Source organism: Pseudomonas sp. MWU12-3088, from assembly GCF_023242405.1.
In the GTDB taxonomy this organism is placed as follows: domain Bacteria; phylum Pseudomonadota; class Gammaproteobacteria; order Pseudomonadales; family Pseudomonadaceae; genus Aquipseudomonas; species Aquipseudomonas kribbensis.
Genome location: NZ_JALJEA010000010.1, coordinates 172,861 through 189,704, shown reverse-complemented (window position 1 = coordinate 189,704; position 16,844 = coordinate 172,861). Strand labels below are relative to the sequence as shown.

The 16,844-nt window shown below is 59.5% G+C and carries 13 protein-coding genes, 2 tRNA genes and 1 pseudogene; 15 read left to right on the top strand and 1 reads right to left on the bottom strand.

Annotated features, from left to right (window positions below; translation table 11 throughout):
• The first annotated feature begins 8 nt into the window (after positions 1–8).
• The 10 genes from M5B98_RS22415 to M5B98_RS22370 all read left to right on the top strand — a co-directional run bounded on the left by M5B98_RS22415 (position 9) and on the right by M5B98_RS22370 (position 9,683).
• Positions 9–85: transfer RNA gene (locus M5B98_RS22415), tRNA-Met, on the top strand.
• A gap of 138 nt (positions 86–223) precedes the next feature.
• Positions 224–682, top strand: a complete 459-nt coding sequence (gene rimP / locus M5B98_RS22410; protein ID WP_065260004.1) for a ribosome maturation factor RimP — start codon at positions 224–226, stop codon at positions 680–682.
• A gap of 47 nt (positions 683–729) precedes the next feature.
• On the top strand, positions 730–2,211 hold the full coding sequence (gene nusA / locus M5B98_RS22405) for a transcription termination factor NusA (protein WP_003221546.1): 1,482 nt from the start codon (positions 730–732) through the stop codon (positions 2,209–2,211).
• Between the two features lie 27 nt (positions 2,212–2,238).
• Positions 2,239–4,758 carry a translation initiation factor IF-2 gene (gene infB, locus M5B98_RS22400; RefSeq protein WP_085711845.1) on the top strand — a complete coding sequence of 840 codons (2,520 nt, stop codon included), beginning with the start codon at positions 2,239–2,241 and terminating at the stop codon, positions 4,756–4,758.
• Between the two features lie 160 nt (positions 4,759–4,918).
• Positions 4,919–5,317 carry a 30S ribosome-binding factor RbfA gene (rbfA, locus tag M5B98_RS22395; protein ID WP_248738350.1) on the top strand — a complete coding sequence of 133 codons (399 nt, stop codon included), beginning with the start codon at positions 4,919–4,921 and terminating at the stop codon, positions 5,315–5,317.
• 4 nt (positions 5,318–5,321) lie between these two features.
• Positions 5,322–6,239 carry a tRNA pseudouridine(55) synthase TruB gene (gene truB, locus M5B98_RS22390; RefSeq protein ID WP_007953739.1) on the top strand — a complete coding sequence of 306 codons (918 nt, stop codon included), beginning with the start codon at positions 5,322–5,324 and terminating at the stop codon, positions 6,237–6,239.
• A 115-nt stretch (positions 6,240–6,354) separates the two neighbouring features.
• The gene (gene rpsO / locus M5B98_RS22385; RefSeq protein WP_085698397.1) at positions 6,355–6,624 is read left to right on the top strand and encodes a 30S ribosomal protein S15; all 270 of its coding nucleotides are present in this window, start codon (positions 6,355–6,357) and stop codon (positions 6,622–6,624) included.
• Between the two features lie 193 nt (positions 6,625–6,817).
• Positions 6,818–8,923 carry a polyribonucleotide nucleotidyltransferase gene (gene pnp / locus M5B98_RS22380; protein WP_192563479.1) on the top strand — a complete coding sequence of 702 codons (2,106 nt, stop codon included), beginning with the start codon at positions 6,818–6,820 and terminating at the stop codon, positions 8,921–8,923.
• Between the two features lie 129 nt (positions 8,924–9,052).
• A tRNA-Thr gene (locus tag M5B98_RS22375) sits at positions 9,053–9,128 on the top strand.
• A 255-nt stretch (positions 9,129–9,383) separates the two neighbouring features.
• On the top strand, positions 9,384–9,683 hold the full coding sequence (locus M5B98_RS22370) for a DUF6388 family protein (protein ID WP_085711843.1): 300 nt from the start codon (positions 9,384–9,386) through the stop codon (positions 9,681–9,683).
• Between the two features lie 51 nt (positions 9,684–9,734).
• On the opposite strand, the gene nadC is transcribed toward M5B98_RS22370, so the two are convergent.
• Positions 9,735–10,583 (bottom strand): carboxylating nicotinate-nucleotide diphosphorylase, encoded by an 849-nt coding sequence (gene nadC / locus M5B98_RS22365; protein WP_085711842.1) that lies wholly within the window; start codon positions 10,581–10,583, stop codon positions 9,735–9,737.
• A 254-nt stretch (positions 10,584–10,837) separates the two neighbouring features.
• Here nadC and M5B98_RS22360 point away from each other — a divergent pair, with 254 nt between their 5' ends.
• From M5B98_RS22360 to M5B98_RS28920, 5 genes and pseudogenes are all read left to right on the top strand, one after another.
• Complete coding sequence (locus M5B98_RS22360) at positions 10,838–13,027, top strand: DUF1631 domain-containing protein (RefSeq protein ID WP_248744002.1); 2,190 nt, start codon at positions 10,838–10,840, stop codon at positions 13,025–13,027.
• A gap of 63 nt (positions 13,028–13,090) precedes the next feature.
• Positions 13,091–13,651, top strand: coding sequence for a 1,6-anhydro-N-acetylmuramyl-L-alanine amidase AmpD (gene ampD / locus M5B98_RS22355; RefSeq protein WP_085711840.1), 561 nt, complete (start codon positions 13,091–13,093; stop codon positions 13,649–13,651).
• Positions 13,648–14,484: a regulatory signaling modulator protein AmpE gene (ampE, locus tag M5B98_RS22350; protein ID WP_085711839.1), complete on the top strand. Its 837-nt coding sequence runs from the start codon at positions 13,648–13,650 to the stop codon at positions 14,482–14,484. Before ampD ends, ampE begins: the two co-directional genes overlap by 4 nt.
• Positions 14,485–14,701: 217 nt before the next feature.
• Positions 14,702–15,841: pseudogene (locus tag M5B98_RS28925) on the top strand (HAMP domain-containing protein); the annotation flags it as partial.
• 144 nt (positions 15,842–15,985) lie between these two features.
• On the top strand, positions 15,986–16,699 hold the full coding sequence (locus M5B98_RS28920) for a methyl-accepting chemotaxis protein (RefSeq protein WP_412548551.1): 714 nt from the start codon (positions 15,986–15,988) through the stop codon (positions 16,697–16,699).
• Positions 16,700–16,844 lie beyond the last annotated feature (145 nt).

Here is a 16,844-nt window from a genome sequence, read left to right as displayed (position 1 = left end):
AGCTTTGTCGCGGGGTGGAGCAGTCTGGTAGCTCGTCGGGCTCATAACCCGAAGGTCGTCGGTTCAAATCCGGCCCCCGCAACCAGTTTAAGGAGCCCCTTTTAAGGGGCTTTTTGTTAGCTGGACACTTTCAACGCCGCTGTTCGACGGCGTTTCAAGGATGGGCGTTTCGCCCATTTTTTTATTTTGCAAAGCATGCACATACATGCACGAGGGGGTTCAGGTGTCGAGCAAGCTAGAAGAGTTGCAGGCCTTGTTGGCCCCGGTGGTCGTGGCCCTGGGCTATGAATGCTGGGGTATTGAGTTCTCGGCTCAAGGTCGTCACTCAATGTTGCGCGTTTATATCGATAAGGAAGGCGGCGTACTGGTGGACGATTGCGCCATCGTCAGCCGTCAGATCAGCGGTGTGCTGGATGTTGAAGATCCGATCTCCGTTGAATACACCCTTGAAGTTTCCTCGCCTGGCATGGAGCGCCCACTGTTCACTCTTGAGCAGTTTGCCAAATTTGCCGGTGAACAAGTAAAGATCAGGCTGCGCTCGCCTTTTGAAGGTCGACGCAACTTTCAGGGCCTTCTGCGCGGTGTAGAAGAACAGGATGTCGTGGTGCAGGTAGATGACCATGAGTTCCTGTTGCCGATCGATATGATCGACAAGGCCAACATTATTCCCAGTTTTGACTGAGACGCGGATCCCGCGGATCCAATGGCTTGCGAAAGGCGAGGCGTACGATGAGCAAAGAAGTACTGCTGGTTGTTGAGTCGGTATCCAATGAAAAGGGCGTACCGGCAAGCGTAATTTTTGAAGCGCTGGAGCTGGCTCTGGCCACTGCTACCAAAAAGCGTTTTGAAGACGAAGTTGATCTGCGTGTGGAAATCAATCGCCACACCGGTTCTTACGAAACTTTCCGTCGCTGGACGGTCGTCGAAGAGAATGATCTCGATGATCCGGCCATCGAAACCTGGCCAAGCAAGGTTGCTGAAACGCATCCTGGTGCCAAGGTCGGTGACGTCGTCGAAGAAAAGATCGAATCCATCGAATTCGGCCGCATTGCTGCGCAGACCGCCAAGCAGGTCATCGTGCAGAAAGTGCGCGAAGCCGAGCGCGCTCAAGTGGTCGACGCTTATCGCGAGCGCCTGGGAGAGATCATCTCCGGCACCGTCAAGAAAGTGACCCGCGACAACGTGATCGTCGATCTGGGCAATAACGCCGAAGCGTTGCTGGCCCGTGAAGACATCATTTCTCGCGAGACCTTCCGTGTTGGCGTGCGTCTGCGTGCGCTGCTCAAGGAAATCCGCACCGAGAACCGTGGCCCGCAGCTGATCCTATCGCGTACCGCGCCGGAAATGCTGATCGAGCTGTTCCGTATTGAAGTGCCGGAAATCGCTGAAGGCCTCATCGAAGTCATGGCCGCTTCCCGTGATCCGGGTTCGCGCGCCAAGATCGCTGTCCGCTCCAAGGACAAACGCATCGACCCGCAGGGCGCGTGCATCGGTATGCGCGGTTCGCGCGTCCAGGCCGTGTCGGGCGAGTTGGGTGGCGAGCGTGTCGACATCGTCCTGTGGGACGACAACCCGGCGCAGTTCGTGATCAATGCCATGTCGCCGGCAGAAGTGGCGGCCATCATCGTTGACGAAGATGCCCACGCCATGGACATCGCCGTTGGCGCAGACAATCTGGCTCAGGCCATCGGTCGTGGTGGTCAGAACGTGCGTCTGGCGAGCCAGTTGACTGGCTGGACCCTGAACGTGATGACCGAATCGGACATCCAGGCTAAGCAACAAGCGGAAACCGGCGACATCCTGCGCAACTTCATCGACGAGCTGGAAGTCGACGAAGAGCTGGCTCAGGTGCTGGTCGACGAAGGCTTCACCAGCCTGGAAGAGATTGCCTACGTACCGTTGGAAGAAATGCTCAACATCGACGGCTTTGACGAAGACATCGTCAACGAGCTTCGCGCTCGTGCCAAGGATCGCTTGTTGACCAAAGCCATCGCTACTGAGGAAAAGCTGGCAGACGCCCATCCGGCCGAAGACCTGCTCTCGCTTGAGGGTATGGACAAGGATTTGGCGATGGAACTGGCGGTGCGCGGCGTAATTACCCGCGAAGACCTGGCCGAGCAGTCTATTGACGACCTGCTCGACATCGACGGCATTGACGATGATCGTGCCGGCAAGTTGATCATGGCCGCCCGAGCCCACTGGTTCGAGTAATTAGGCGCGGCCTGAGGAGAGAAATGCATGACGCAAGTCACGGTGAAACAACTGGCCGATGAGGTCAAAACACCGGTAGAGCGCCTGTTGCAGCAGATGCGTGAGGCAGGTCTGCCGCACACCGCCGCCGAAGAACATGTGACTGACAGTGAGAAGCAATCCCTGCTGACTCACTTGAAGAGCAGCCACAAGGCGAAAGTGGAAGAACCACGCAAGATCACGCTGCAGCGTAAAACCACCAGCACCCTGCGTGTGGCTGGCAGCAAAAGCATCAGCGTTGAAGTCCGCAAGAAGAAAGTTTTCGTACAGCGTAGCCCGGAAGAAATCGAAGCCGAGCGCAAGCGTGAACTGGATGAGCGTCGCGCAGTAGAAAATGCTGCCCGTCAAAAGGCTGAAGAAGAAGCCCGCGTTCGCGCCGAAGAAGAAGCGCGTCGCCAGCCTGCTGCTGCACCGACCGCTTCCGCCGAGCCTGTTGCTGCGCCTGCGCCAGCCGCTGAACCCGTGCGCGAAGCTGCACCGGTTGTGGCTGCTGCGCCAGCTGCCGACACTCGCAAGCGTGACGAACAGCGCCGTCCGGACAAGCCTCGCGCCGACGACAACAACCGTCGCGGCAGCGGCGATGGCGAGCGCAAGAACGCTCCGCATCGCGCTTCGGTCAAGGAAAAGGCACCGGCTCCACGTGTGGCGCCACGCACTACCGACGAAGAAAGCGATGGCTTCCGTCGCGGCGGTCGCGGCAAGGCCAAGCTGAAGAAACGCAACGCCCACGGTTTCCAGAGCCCGACCGGCCCTGTCGTGCGTGAAGTGAAGATCGGCGAAACCATCACTGTTGGCGATCTCGCTCAGCAGATGTCGGTGAAGGCTGCTGAAATCATCAAGTTCATGTTCAAACTGGGTACTCCAGCGACCATCAACCAGGTGCTTGATCAGGAAACTGCTCAGCTGGTAGCCGAAGAGCTGGGCCACAAAGTGACCCTGGTCAGCGACACCGCCCTGGAAGATTCCCTGGCCGAGTCCCTGAAGTTTGAAGGTGAGGCTGTTCCTCGTGCGCCGGTTGTGACCGTAATGGGTCACGTTGACCACGGTAAGACCTCGCTGCTCGACTACATCCGTCGTGCCAAGGTAGCTGCTGGCGAAGCCGGTGGTATCACCCAGCACATCGGTGCCTACCACGTTGAAACCGAACGCGGCATGGTCACCTTCCTCGACACCCCGGGTCACGCCGCGTTTACCGCAATGCGTGCCCGTGGTGCCAAGGCGACCGACATCGTGATCCTGGTGGTTGCGGCGGACGACGGCGTGATGCCACAAACCATCGAAGCCGTTCAGCACGCTCAGGCGGCTGGCGTTCCGCTGGTAGTTGCAGTGAACAAGATCGACAAGCCAGGCGCTGATCTCGATCGCATCCGTAGCGAACTGTCGGCCCACGGCGTGACTTCCGAAGACTGGGGTGGTGACACTCCATTCGTTCCGGTCTCGGCGAAAATGGGTACCGGCGTCGACGAACTGCTTGAAGCGGTATTGCTGCAAGCCGAAGTTCTCGAGCTGACTGCCACTCCATCGGCTCCTGGCCGTGGTGTCGTGGTTGAATCGCGTCTGGACAAGGGTCGTGGCCCGGTAGCGACTGTTCTGGTTCAGGACGGTACGCTGCGTCAAGGCGACATGGTGCTGGTCGGCTCGAACTATGGCCGCGTGCGCGCCATGCTCGACGAGAACGGCAAGCCGATCAAGGAAGCAGGTCCGGCCATTCCGGTCGAGATCCTCGGCCTGGACGGTACGCCTGATGCTGGCGACGAGATGAGCGTGGTTGCCGACGAGAAGAAAGCCCGTGAAGTGGCTCTGTTCCGTCAAGGCAAGTTCCGCGAAGTCAAACTGGCTCGCGCTCACGCCGGCAAGCTGGAAAACATCTTCGAAAGCATGGGTCAGGAAGAGAAGAAGACGCTCAACATCGTCCTCAAATCCGACGTCCGTGGTTCGCTGGAAGCACTGCAGGGCGCTCTGAACGGCTTGGGCAACGACGAAGTGCAAGTGCGCGTGGTCGGTGGCGGTGTCGGTGGTATCACCGAATCCGACGCCAACCTGGCACTGGCTTCCAACGCTGTACTGTTCGGCTTCAACGTGCGTGCCGATGCCGGCGCACGGAAGATCGTCGAGCAGGAAGGTCTGGACATGCGTTACTACAACGTGATCTACGACATCATCGAAGACGTCAAGAAAGCCCTGACCGGTATGCTTGGCAGCGATGTTCGCGAGAACATCCTCGGTGTGGCCGAAGTTCGTGACGTGTTCCGTTCGCCTAAGTTCGGCGCCATCGCCGGCTGCATGGTGATCGAGGGTACTGTTCACCGTAACCGTCCGATCCGCGTACTGCGTGAAGACATCGTGATCTTCGAAGGCGAGCTGGAATCCCTGCGCCGCTTCAAGGATGACGCTTCGGAAGTACGTGCCGGCATGGAATGCGGTATCGGCGTGAAGAGCTACAACGACGTCAAGGTCGGTGACAAGATCGAAGTCTTCGAGAAGGTTCAGGTTGCTCGCAGCCTCTGACTCGCGCACTTCAAGGGCCACGTCGGGCCGTCGCATGAAAATGCGCGGCACGGCGTCAGGACTCTAAACGCAACGCCCGGTCTGGCTTTTTGTCAGGCCGGGCGTTTGCCGCTTTCAGACCTTGCGGGTTTCACCGCGGGGCAGTAACAGGTAACAAATCATGGCAAAAGAATACAGCCGTACCCAACGTATCGGCGATCAGATGCAGCGTGAGCTGGCCCAGCTGATCCGTCGTGAAGTCAAAGATCCGCGTGTCGGCCTGGTCACCATTACCGCTGTTGATGTCAGCCGTGACGTGGGTCACGCGAAGATCTTCATCACCGTGATGGGGCAGGACAACGCCGAAGACATCGCGCAAAGCATCAAGGTGCTCAATGCTGCCGCCGGTTTCCTGCGCATGCAGTTGGCCCGTGAAATGAAGCTGCGCAGCGTGCCTCAATTGCATTTCCACTACGACGAAAGTGTCGCCCGTGGTGCGCACCTGTCGGCTCTGATCGAGCGCGCGGTGGCCGAAGACAGTCAGCACGAAACTGCTGCACCCGAAGACTCCAAGGAGTAACTCGGTGGCTCAGGTCAAACGTATCCGTCGTAATGTCAGCGGCATCATCCTGCTCGACAAGCCGTTGGGGTTCACCTCCAACGCCGCGTTGCAGAAGGTTCGCTGGCTGCTCAACGCCGAGAAGGCCGGTCACACCGGCAGTCTCGACCCGCTGGCCACCGGCGTTCTGCCGCTGTGCTTTGGCGAGGCGACCAAGTTCTCGCAGTACCTGCTCGATTCCGACAAGGGTTATGAAACCCTGGCGCAACTGGGCAAGACCACCACCACGGCAGACGCCGAAGGTGAGGTTTTGCAGGAGCGTCCGGTGACCGTTGGTCAGGCCGACATTGAAGCGGTCCTGCCGAAATTTCGCGGTCAAATCAGTCAGATACCGCCGATGTACTCGGCTCTCAAGCGTGATGGCCAGCCGCTGTACAAGCTGGCCCGTGCAGGCGAAGTAGTGGAGCGCGAACCGCGTTCTGTTACTATTGCGCGCTTGGAATTGCTGGCCTTCGAAGGCGATACTGCGCGTCTTGCGGTGGATTGCAGCAAGGGCACCTATATTCGTACCCTGGTGGAGGATATCGGTGAGCAACTCGGTTGTGGTGCGTACGTCGCTGAACTGCGTCGTACCCAGGCCGGGCCTTTCACCCTGGCGCAGACGGTGACCCTCGAAGAGCTGGAAGCGGTACATGCCGAAGGCGGCAACGAAGCGGTCGACCGCTTCCTGATGCCATCGGACAGCGGCCTGCAGGATTGGCCACTGCTGCAGTTCTCGGAAGCGAGCGCGTTCTACTGGCTCAACGGCCAGCCGGTACGTGCCCCGGATGCTCCGAAGTTCGGTATGGTGCGGGTACAGGATCATAACGGTCGCTTCATCGGTATCGGTGAAGTGAGCGAAGACGGGCGCATCGCGCCGCGTCGACTGATTCGGTCAGAATGACCGAACGAGTGTGGCTGTTAACAGGCACGGTCACTACTCATTTATAGATACAGGGATTTGTCCCTGGCCTGTTGAAACCGTTTTTGTAACGGTTTCCTGATAAAAGGATTGCCTCATGGCTCTCGACGTTCAAGAAAAAGCCCAAATCGTAGCTGACTACCAGCAAGCTGTTGGTGACACTGGTTCGCCAGAAGTGCAAGTTGCACTGCTGACCGCCAACATCAACAAACTGCAAGGTCACTTCAAGGCCAACGGTAAAGACCACCACTCCCGTCGTGGTCTGATCCGCATGGTTAACCAGCGTCGCAAGCTGCTGGACTACCTGAAAGGCAAGGACCTGAGCCGTTACAGCGCTCTGATCGCTCGCCTGGGTCTGCGTCGCTAATCAGCGATTGCGCTAGAGGTTGGTTGTCTGTCGTGCGTCAACGGGTTTCCCGCTGGCGCATGGCAGGCTCCCAGCCTCAAGTTTTATCTGAACTACCGTTTTACCCGGACAATCAGCGGGCCGATTCCCGACGTTGCCCAAGAATTTCGCAAGAAACCAGTTCCCCCAAGAGCCACAAAGAAGGTAGGACACCGTGAACCCGGTAATCAAAAAATTCCAGTTCGGTCAGTCGACCGTTACCCTCGAGACTGGCCGTATCGCCCGTCAGGCCTCCGGCGCAGTATTGGTCACCGTTGACGACGACGTCAGCGTATTGGTGACCGTAGTCGGTGCCAAGCAAGCCGATCCGGGCAAGGGCTTCTTCCCTCTGTCCGTTCACTACCAGGAAAAGACCTACGCTGCCGGCAAGATCCCTGGCGGTTTCTTCAAGCGTGAAGGCCGTCCTTCCGAGAAAGAAACCCTGACTTCCCGACTGATCGACCGTCCGATCCGTCCGCTGTTCCCTGAAGGCTTCATGAACGAAGTGCAGGTTGTCTGCACCGTCGTTTCCACCAGCAAGAAGACCGATCCGGACATCGCTGCGATGATCGGTACCTCGGCTGCCCTGGCGATCTCGGGCATTCCGTTCGACGGCCCGATCGGCGCCGCCCGCGTTGCTTTCCACGAAAGCACCGGCTACCTGCTGAACCCGACCTACGAGCAGCAAGCTGCTTCGAGCCTGGACATGGTCGTTGCCGGTACTTCGGACGCCGTACTGATGGTTGAATCGGAAGCCAAAGAGCTGACCGAAGACCAGATGCTGGGCGCGGTACTGTTTGCTCACGACGAGTTCCAGGTCGTGATCAACGCCGTTAAAGAACTGGCTGCCGAAGCGGCCAAGCCAACCTGGACCTGGGCACCGGCTCCGGAAGCTACCGAGCTGCTGGCCGCCATCCGTTCCGAGTTCGGCGAAGCGATCTCCCAGGCTTACACCATCACCATCAAGGCCGACCGTTACGCTCGCCTGGGTGAGTTGAAGGATCAAGTTGTTGCCAAGCTGTCCGGCGAAGAAGGCCAGCCTTCGGCTTCCGACGTCAAAGCCGCTTTCGGCGAAATCGAATACCGCACCGTTCGCGAAAACATCGTTAACGGCAAGCCACGTATCGACGGTCGCGACACCCGCACCGTACGTCCGTTGAACATCGAAGTCGGCGTTCTGCCGAAGACCCACGGTTCGGCACTGTTCACCCGTGGCGAAACCCAGGCTCTGGTCGTCGCGACACTGGGCACCGCCCGTGACGCACAGCTGCTGGACACCCTGGAAGGCGAGAAAAAAGACCCGTTCATGCTGCACTACAACTTCCCTCCGTTCTCGGTGGGCGAGTGTGGTCGCATGGGTGGCGCCGGTCGTCGCGAAATCGGTCACGGCCGTCTGGCCCGTCGTTCGGTTTCGGCCATGCTGCCTGCCGCTGACGTGTTCCCGTACACCATCCGTGTGGTTTCGGAAATCACCGAATCCAACGGTTCGAGCTCGATGGCTTCCGTTTGCGGCGCTTCCCTGGCCCTGATGGACGCTGGTGTTCCGATGAAGGCACCGGTTGCCGGTATCGCCATGGGTCTGGTTAAAGAAGGCGAGAAATTCGCCGTCCTGACCGACATCCTGGGTGACGAAGACCACCTGGGCGACATGGACTTCAAAGTAGCCGGTACCGCCAAAGGTGTTACCGCGCTGCAGATGGACATCAAGATCAAGGGCATCACCGAAGAGATCATGGAAATCGCTCTGGGCCAGGCCCTGGAAGCGCGCCTGAACATCCTTGGTCAGATGAACCAGATCATCGGTCAGTCGCGTACCGAGCTGTCGGCCAACGCTCCGACCATGATCGCGATGAAGATCGACACCGACAAGATCCGTGACGTTATCGGTAAAGGCGGCGCGACCATCCGTGCGATCTGCGAAGAAACCAAGGCTTCGATCGACATCGAAGACGACGGTTCGATCAAGATCTTCGGCGAAACCAAGGAAGCGGCTGAAGCAGCACGCCAGCGCGTTCTGGGTATCACCGCAGAAGCCGAGATCGGCAAGATCTACGTCGGCAAGGTTGAGCGCATCGTCGACTTCGGCGCATTCGTCAACATCCTGCCTGGCAAGGACGGTCTGGTTCACATCTCGATGCTGAGCGACGCTCGCGTAGAGAAAGTGACCGACATCCTGAAAGAAGGCCAGGAAGTGGAAGTGCTGGTACTGGACGTGGACAACCGCGGCCGTATCAAGCTGTCCATCAAAGACGTGGCAGCGGCCAAGGCTTCGGGCGTTTAATTTCCCCGCAGCATTAGCGCAATAAAAATGCCCCGCCGTGAAAACGGCGGGGCATTTTTTTGCCTGCGAAATATCGAGTCATTCTACGAAGTTGCCGACCTTCAATACCGGTGCTAGGTTTAGCCCACCGCCCGTGTAGCTCAGCCGGTAGAGCAGCGCACTCGTAACGCGAAGGTCGCAGGTTCGATTCCTGTCTCGGGCACCACTTCGCTTTTCCCACATTCTCGCTCCTCCCCCGAAATCCGGTTTTATGTTCCCCCGGTCAACTTTTTGTGGGAGAGATGTAAAGACCCGTGTAATTCGCTCGCCAAACGTCCTATATTCGCTGTCTGCATGAGCATCGCCCAGCAGTTTTCAGATGATCCCGAATGGTTCCGAAGGCCGGACAATCCGCGTCAGAGAGATCCTTGATGATCCAGATCCAGATCCATCTTCCATTCTTACGATCAGCGAGAACGCCATGACTGAATTGACCCAAGAGCAACGCCACGAACAAGCGCTGGAGAAGTACAAACTTGATGCGCCGGAGTTGATGGACGAGATCAAGGACCTGAGTCCCGATGAGCAGAAGGACCAGATCCAGTGGGCGTTCGAAGATGAAGCCGAAGCCCAGGGTTTGCAGCCGTGGGAACTGACGCTCAAGTACACCAGTACCCCTGAAGAGTTTGAGGCCAAGCGCCTGGAGCTGCACAAGGAGGCGGCCGAAGTGCTGGGTGTCGATTGGGAAGAATACTGCGAGATGAACAATCTGGTGGTCTGAAACAAAAACGCCAGCCTCGAAAGGGCTGGCGTTTTTTATTGCGCGCTCGATTCAGAGGCTCAGGCGCATCGACAGGTCCACGGCCTTCACATCCTTGGTCATCGCACCGATCGAGATGTAATCCACCCCGGTCTGGGCAATCGGCAGCAACGTGCTTTCGTTGATGCCGCCGCTGGCTTCCAGCTTTGCCTTGCCGCCGTTCAGGCGCACGGCTTCGCGCATGTCATCGAGGCTCAGTTCGTCGAGCATGATGATGTCGGCACCGGCTGCCAGCGCTTCCTTCAGTTCATCCAGGCTTTCCACTTCGATTTCCACCGGTTTGCCCGGCGCGATCTTGTGCGCGGCAGCAATGGCCTGCGGAATTCCGCCGCTGGCGGCAATGTGGTTCTCCTTGATCAGGAACGCGTCGTACAGACCGATGCGATGGTTATGGCAGCCACCGCAGGTGACCGCGTATTTCTGCGCCAGGCGCAGGCCCGGCAGGGTCTTGCGGGTGTCGAGCAGTTTCACGTCGGTTTCGGCGACGAAGTCCGCGAGGTATTGCGCACGGGTGGCTACGCCGGACAGCAACTGCAGGAAGTTCAGGGCACTGCGTTCGCCGGTCAGCAGGGAGCGGGCCGGGCCTTCCAGGTGAAACAACGGCTGGTTCGGCGAAACCCGTTCGCCATCGCGCACCTGCCAGTGCACCGCCACCCGAGGGTCGAGCTGACGGAACACCGTATCGACCCAGGCTGTGCCGCAGATCACGGCGGCGTCGCGGGTGATGATGGTGGCTTTGGCCAGGCGTTCGGCCGGGATCAGTTGCGCGGTGATGTCGCCGCTGCCGATGTCTTCGAGCAACGCACGGCGCACATTGGCTTCGATTTCGGCGGTCAAATCGGCGAGACGTAGATTCGGCATAACGGGCTCCACAAACAAAGTGGCCCGATTATAGGGGCATGGCACCGGCCAACCCAAGGCGAGAACCTCCCCGTAGAGCTGCATCCGGTCGATTTTCTTTGAGCAAACCCGATTCCGGCGTGGTCATTGAAAGGTATCGCGCATAGGGGAAACCCTGACGGCTCTGGCGCCGGAGACAACTTTTGCAAGATAATCCGCCTTGCATTTGACGCCATGACTTTGACGTCGGCAAATCACCGTTTCAGGAGGCTTGGATGCACAACGACGGGAACGTAGTGCCTTTGCACAAGGCTGCTACCGATCAGGCGACTCACTCGCCGCTCGCCCGCCTGCCTGTGATTCTGCTTCAGGTTCGCGACAAGGCTGCACAACGCCTGCGCAACGGCCTGCAGGAGCTGTTCGATAACGCCGACGACACCCTGTTCGAAATGGCCGACCGGGCCCGCAACGACGTCGAACAGAACATCTTTTTTGAAGCCATGCGCGACCTGCGCCTCAAGCGCAAGAACATCGAGCGCGGCTTTCTCGAACAATTCTTCGAGGCCTTTGTCGGCCTCACTCAATATGATCCCGTACCGAACGTCGTGCCTCACGCGTTGCAGTACGAGGACACCACGGCGCGCACCGACGACATGGAGCGCAGCGTCGCGATCGAGACGATGGTGGGGCGCGTACTGAATCGCGACGGTTTCGCCCTCGATCAATTGACCGCGCGATTCAATGCGCTGCTCGGCAAATCCCTGGACGATCAACACAACCCGCTGGGCCCGGCGATGCTGTGTGAGTATTTCCTCCAGGCCGGGCGCAATCTGGGCGTGGAGATCAAGGTCAAGCTGATCCTGCTTAAACTGTTCGAGCGCTATGTGCTGGCCGACACCGACCAACTTTTCGCGGAGGCCAACCAACTGTTGGTCGCCACCGGGGTGTTGCCCGAGCTGAAGCCTGCACCGGCTCGCCGGGCCAGGGATCACGCCTCGGCCAGCGTGCACAGCGAGTTCGACGAACACGATCAATCGCCGGCGGACGCGGGCGTGCAGGAAGTTTTCGCCGCACTTCAGGAGTTGCTGTTGCACGTGCGCGGCAGCGTCGCGCCGACCCTTGAACCGAGTGCGGCACCCCAGCCGATTTCCACCCGCGACCTGCTGCGTCTGCTCTCGCACTTGCAGCAATACGTGCCGGCGCTGGCGGGGCAGGAAGATTTCGATCTGCGCAATCAGCTTGAGCAATTGCTGACCCGGGTCAGCGTAAAAAGCGGCAAGTCGCGGATCGTCGGCGGTGCGGATGAGGATGTGATCAACCTGGTCGCCATGGTGTTCGACTGCATTCTCGACGACCGCAACCTGCCGGACTCGCTCAAGGCGCTGATCGCCCGGTTGCAGATCCCGATGTTGAAGGTCGCGGTGATCGACAAGAGTTTTTTCAGTCGCAGCAGCCATCCGGCACGACGCCTGCTCAATGAAATCGCCGAAGCGGCCATGGGCTGGGGCGAATGCGACGGCGATGCGCGCGACAGCCTCTATCTGCGCATCGAGCAAGTAGTGCAGCGTTTGCTGACGGATTTCGTCGATGACCCGGCGATTTTCTCCGAGTTGTTGGCGGATTTTCTCACCTTCACCAGCGACGAGCGCCGCCGCAGCGAACTGCTTGAGCAGCGTCTGCGCGATGCCGAAGAGGGCCGGGCGAAAACCGAACTCGCGCGCCTGCGTGTCGAACAGGCGTTGAACCAGGCGATGCTGGGCAAAGTCCTGCCGCCGACGGTGGTGACCTTCGTCCAGACAGCCTGGGGCAAGGTGTTGTTGCTGACGTGCCTCAAGCACGGCGATCAGTCCGCCGAATGGCAAGCCGACGTGCAGACCATGGAGCAGTTGATCTGGAGCGTGCAGCGTCACGAGGATGCCGAGTCGGGCCTGCGGTTGCTGTCGCTGGTGCCGGGACTGCTCAAATCGCTGCGTGACGGGCTGAGCAGCTCGGCGTTCGATCCGTTCGCCACCAGCGAGTTTTTCAGTGCGCTGGAAGCGTTGCACGTTCGTTTGCTTCAGCCTTCCGCCGAGCCGGATCAGGCCGAGTCGCCGCCGATGATCCAAGTGTCTCAGGCCATCGTTTTGAAGACCGCCGACGAAGGTCATCCGATGTTGGGCCCGGAGCGTTTGCCGGCCGATGACGCCAGCCTGCGTCAGGTCGACCAGTTGCGCCTGGGCAGCTGGGTGGCGTTCGAAGAGGATGAGGAACACACCTTGCGCTGCAAACTGGCGGCGATTATCGAGGCGACCGGCAAGTATGTGTTTGTCGACCGCACCGGAACGAAAGTGCAGGAGCGCAACCGCATCGCCCTGGCCATGGAGTTCCGTCGCGGGACGTTGCGGGCGCTGGATGACACCCTGCTCTTCGATCGGGCGCTGGAGTCTGTGCTCGGCAATCTGCGACGGCTCAATCGCGGCAAGTGATCGCGCGCCGGGGGCCGATCACGGCATACTGGGCGCAACACAGTCGGCGTTGAAGGAATCGGTATGCAGTTGGATCCCGCAAGCGGGTGGTGTCACGGGGTGCAGGTCTGCCCCTCGCCCAACTTCAATGAACGCCCGGCGGGCGAAGTCTCCCTGTTGGTCATCCACAACATCAGCCTGCCGCCGGCGCAGTTCGCCACCGGCAAGGTGCAGGAGTTTTTCCAGAATCGTCTGGATGTCACGGAGCATCCCTATTTTGCAGGGATCGCCGACCTGCGCGTTTCCGCGCATTTCCTGATCGAACGTGACGGCAAGGTCACCCAGTTTGTCTCCTGCCTTGAGCGTGCCTGGCATGCCGGCGTGTCGGTGTTCGAAGGGCGGGAAACCTGTAACGATTTTTCCGTGGGCATCGAGCTCGAAGGCACCGATGATCTGCCGTTCACCGAGGCGCAGTATCAGGCGTTGATCGTGCTGACCCGGCATTTGCAAAAAGCGTTTCCAGCGATCACTGTCGAACGTATCTGCGGACACAGCGACATCGCACCCGGACGCAAGACCGACCCTGGACCCGCATTCGACTGGGCACGCTACCGCGCCGCCCTGGCACAAGAGGAAGGACAATGAGTTTTCTGGTGTTACTGCTGGCGGTATGGATCGAGAAGTTCTCGGCCCTGCGCCATCGGGTTCAACGCGATGGCGGATGGATCCGCGAACTGCACAAGCTTGAAAGCGGCAACCTGGCAAAACGGCCGTGGCTGGTGCTGGTCATTCTGGTGCTGCTGCCGGTGGCATTGCTCGGGTTATTGCTGCTGGTGCTGGAGCCGGTTGCCTATGGCCTGCTGGCCCTGCCGGTGCATTTGCTGGTGGTGATTTACAGCCTGGGGCGCGGCGATCTGCTCGGCGGTCTCGGCCCGTTCCGTGATGCCTGGCGTCGGGAAGACTTGCAGGCCGCCGCTCACGTGGCCAAGCGCGATCTGGATATCTGCGCCGAGAGTGGCGAGCAATTGCTGGAACAAGTGCAGCGGCATCTGTTGTGGCAGGCCTACCAGAGCTTTTTCGCGGTGATTTTCTGGTACTTCCTGCTTGGCCCGGTTGCCGCGCTGAGCTATCGCCTGCTGGCGCTGGCTGAAGAAAATGCACAGAACCCGGCACTGGCCGAGCGGGCAGGGCAGCTGCGGCACGCGTTCGACTGGGTGCCGGTGCGCCTGCTGGCGGCGAGTCTGGCTCTGGTCGGCAACTTCGTCGCGGTCAGCCGGATCATGCTGCATGAACTGTTGAACTGGAACATCAGCGCCGCGCAATTGATCAACAGGGTCGGCCTGGCCGCCGGAGAAATTCCGCCCGCCGTCGTTGGCCCGGAAGGCATCAACACCCTCGATTGCCTGTGGGAGCTGCTGCTGCGTGCAGCGGTGTTGTGGTACGCCGGGTTTGCCCTTTGGACCGTCCTGATCCACTGATGCCTGCCTGAAGATCAAAATCTCGCCCGAACGCAGCCAGCGTTCGGGCGATCCTCTGCCGTTAACCTTAAGTTACAAAACCTCCCTTCGATTTGAGCTATACAGAGATAGCGCCCGATAGTGGCTATCTGCTGTCGTCCCGCGCCTGCCAATAAAAACAAGAAAAAACCAAGGGAGACTTCCAGTGAAGAGCTTGCTCTATCCCGCTGTCTCGCTGATGAACCGCCTGAGCTTCGGCATGAAGTTCAGCCTGATCAGCGTGCTGTTCCTGGTACCGATGCTGGTGACCAACTTCTATCTGGTGCGCGATTCCTATCGCGAATTCCAGGGCACCCGGGTGGAGTTGCAAAGCCTCGACCTGCTGGGCAGCAGCCTGATCCTGCGTCGGGATCTGGAAACCCTGAACAACCTGGTGCAGATCAACGTCACCCTCGGCCAGTCGGGCAAGGCCGGCAATGTCGAGTCGCAAATCACCAGCCTCGAACAAAACGTTCTGGCGCGCCTGCAAGGGCTGACGGCCATGACCGAGGACCCGGAACAGATCAAGGTCTTCGATGCCAAGCGCGATGAAATGATTGCCGCGTTCAAGGCCCAGCAAGCGGAGAATTCTCTGCAAAGCAAAAGCGCGCTGATCGGAAAACTGCTGGGCAGTGCGCAGATTTTCAGCCAGATCGTCGCCAGCCAGGCCGGTCTGAGCCGCGACACTCAGAGCGATATTCGCCAACTCAGCGAACTGGTCACCGCGATCACGCCAGCCATCACCCAGACTCTTGGCGAAGGCCGGGCCATGGGATCTTTTTCGTTGGGGCAGGGTTTTCTCAACAGTTCCTCCAGCACCCGCTTCGATGAGTTGCTGGCACAGATCGAAAAGCTTCAGGGCGAGTACGGGCTGAAATTGCAGGACGCGCTGGGCTCGAGCAAGACCGCGCGGGATTCGCTGAGTGCGGCGGCAGACGCCAGCAAGGCCTCGCTGAAGCAGGCCAGCGAAATCTTCGAAGAGCAAGTGGTGGTTGCCGAGACCCTCGATGCGCCGTGGCAGGCTTTTTACGATCAGGTCACCGGGCTGATGGACCGCACGTATCAGCTCAACGAAGCCACCCTGAAATTCCTCGATACCCAATTACAACAACGCCTGACGCAGAACCGCACGCACATGGTGTTGCAGGCTGTGGCGCTGTCGGTGGTGTTCGTACTGATTTTCTATCTTTACGGCGGCTTCTATGCCTCGACCCGCAATACGCTAAAACGTCTTGGCGCGATGATGGACAAAGTCGCGGCCGGGGACATGACGGTCAACTTCGTGGCCCATAGCCGCGATGAACTGGGCGAGCTGGGCGAGGTGTTCAATGGCACGGTGCGCAAGATCCACGACCTGATCGAGCGGGTCGGTCATACGGTCGGCGAAGTCGAGCGTCAGGCCGGGCAAGTGGAAGATGTCTCAGCGCAAAGCAACCAGGCCGTGGCCGGTCAGCGTAGCCAGATCGAGCAGGTGGCCACGGCTATGAACCAGATGTCGGCGACCTCGCAGGAAGTCGCGCGCAGTGCGGCGGCTGCGGTGAGCAGCGCCCACAGCGTCAATGACGAAACCATCAGCGGACGTGGCCTGGTGGAGTCGCAGCAGGGCAGCATCGCGGCACTGGCCAGCGAAATAGACCAGTCGGTGCGGGTGATCAATCAGTTGGCCAGCGACAGTCAGTCGATCAGCAGCGTGCTGGAGGTGATCAAGAGCATCGCCGAGCAGACCAATCTGCTGGCGCTCAACGCGGCAATCGAGGCGGCGCGGGCCGGTGAGCAGGGCCGGGGCTTTGCGGTGGTGGCGGACGAAGTACGGACGCTGGCCAAACGCACTCAGCAATCGACCGAAGAAATCGAGCAGATGATTGCCAAGCTGCACGGCGGGGTCGGCGCGGCGGTGAAGGCCATGGGCGTCAGTCATTCGATGGCCAGCGGCACCGTCGGACAGTCGGAAAAGGTCCAGCAGGCGCTGGAAAACATCCTCGGTGCGGTAGGCATGATCGTCGATCAGAACCAGCAGATCGCCGCTGCCGTGGAGCAGCAGACGGCCGTGGCCCATGACATCGACCAGAACATCGTCGAGATCAACCGCGCCGGCGAGCGCACGGCCGAAGGTGCCTGTCAGACCGAAAATGCCAGTCGGGCACTGTCTGCGCAGGTGGTGGAGTTGAAGCAGTTGATCAGCGCCTTCCGGGTTTAAGCAGCCTGCCTCTCCGGAGGCAGGTATGTCGGAATAATTTGTAGTACTTCTTTGCTTACGTTTGTAAGCAATTTCCTGATTTCCTCCGTGCTCTGATTTTTCGTCTTCAATGGATCAAGATCACATCAACTGACCGTTTGGAGGA

Bases quoted from the DNA above. Each gene is read 5' to 3' on its own strand.
- infB (WP_085711845.1), top strand. From the start codon at position 2,239: ATGACGCAAGTCACGGTGAAACAACTGGCCGATGAGGTCAAAACACCG.
- nadC (WP_085711842.1), bottom strand. From the start codon at position 10,583: ATGCCGAATCTACGTCTCGCCGATTTGACCGCCGAAATCGAAGCCAAT.
- ampE (WP_085711839.1), top strand. From the start codon at position 13,648: ATGAGTTTTCTGGTGTTACTGCTGGCGGTATGGATCGAGAAGTTCTCG.
- M5B98_RS22360 (WP_248744002.1), top strand. From the start codon at position 10,838: ATGCACAACGACGGGAACGTAGTGCCTTTGCACAAGGCTGCTACCGAT.
- M5B98_RS22370 (WP_085711843.1), top strand. From the start codon at position 9,384: ATGACTGAATTGACCCAAGAGCAACGCCACGAACAAGCGCTGGAGAAG.
- M5B98_RS28920 (WP_412548551.1), top strand. From the start codon at position 15,986: ATGAACCAGATGTCGGCGACCTCGCAGGAAGTCGCGCGCAGTGCGGCG.
- nusA (WP_003221546.1), top strand. From the start codon at position 730: ATGAGCAAAGAAGTACTGCTGGTTGTTGAGTCGGTATCCAATGAAAAG.
- rpsO (WP_085698397.1), top strand. From the start codon at position 6,355: ATGGCTCTCGACGTTCAAGAAAAAGCCCAAATCGTAGCTGACTACCAG.
- rbfA (WP_248738350.1), top strand. From the start codon at position 4,919: ATGGCAAAAGAATACAGCCGTACCCAACGTATCGGCGATCAGATGCAG.
- ampD (WP_085711840.1), top strand. From the start codon at position 13,091: ATGCAGTTGGATCCCGCAAGCGGGTGGTGTCACGGGGTGCAGGTCTGC.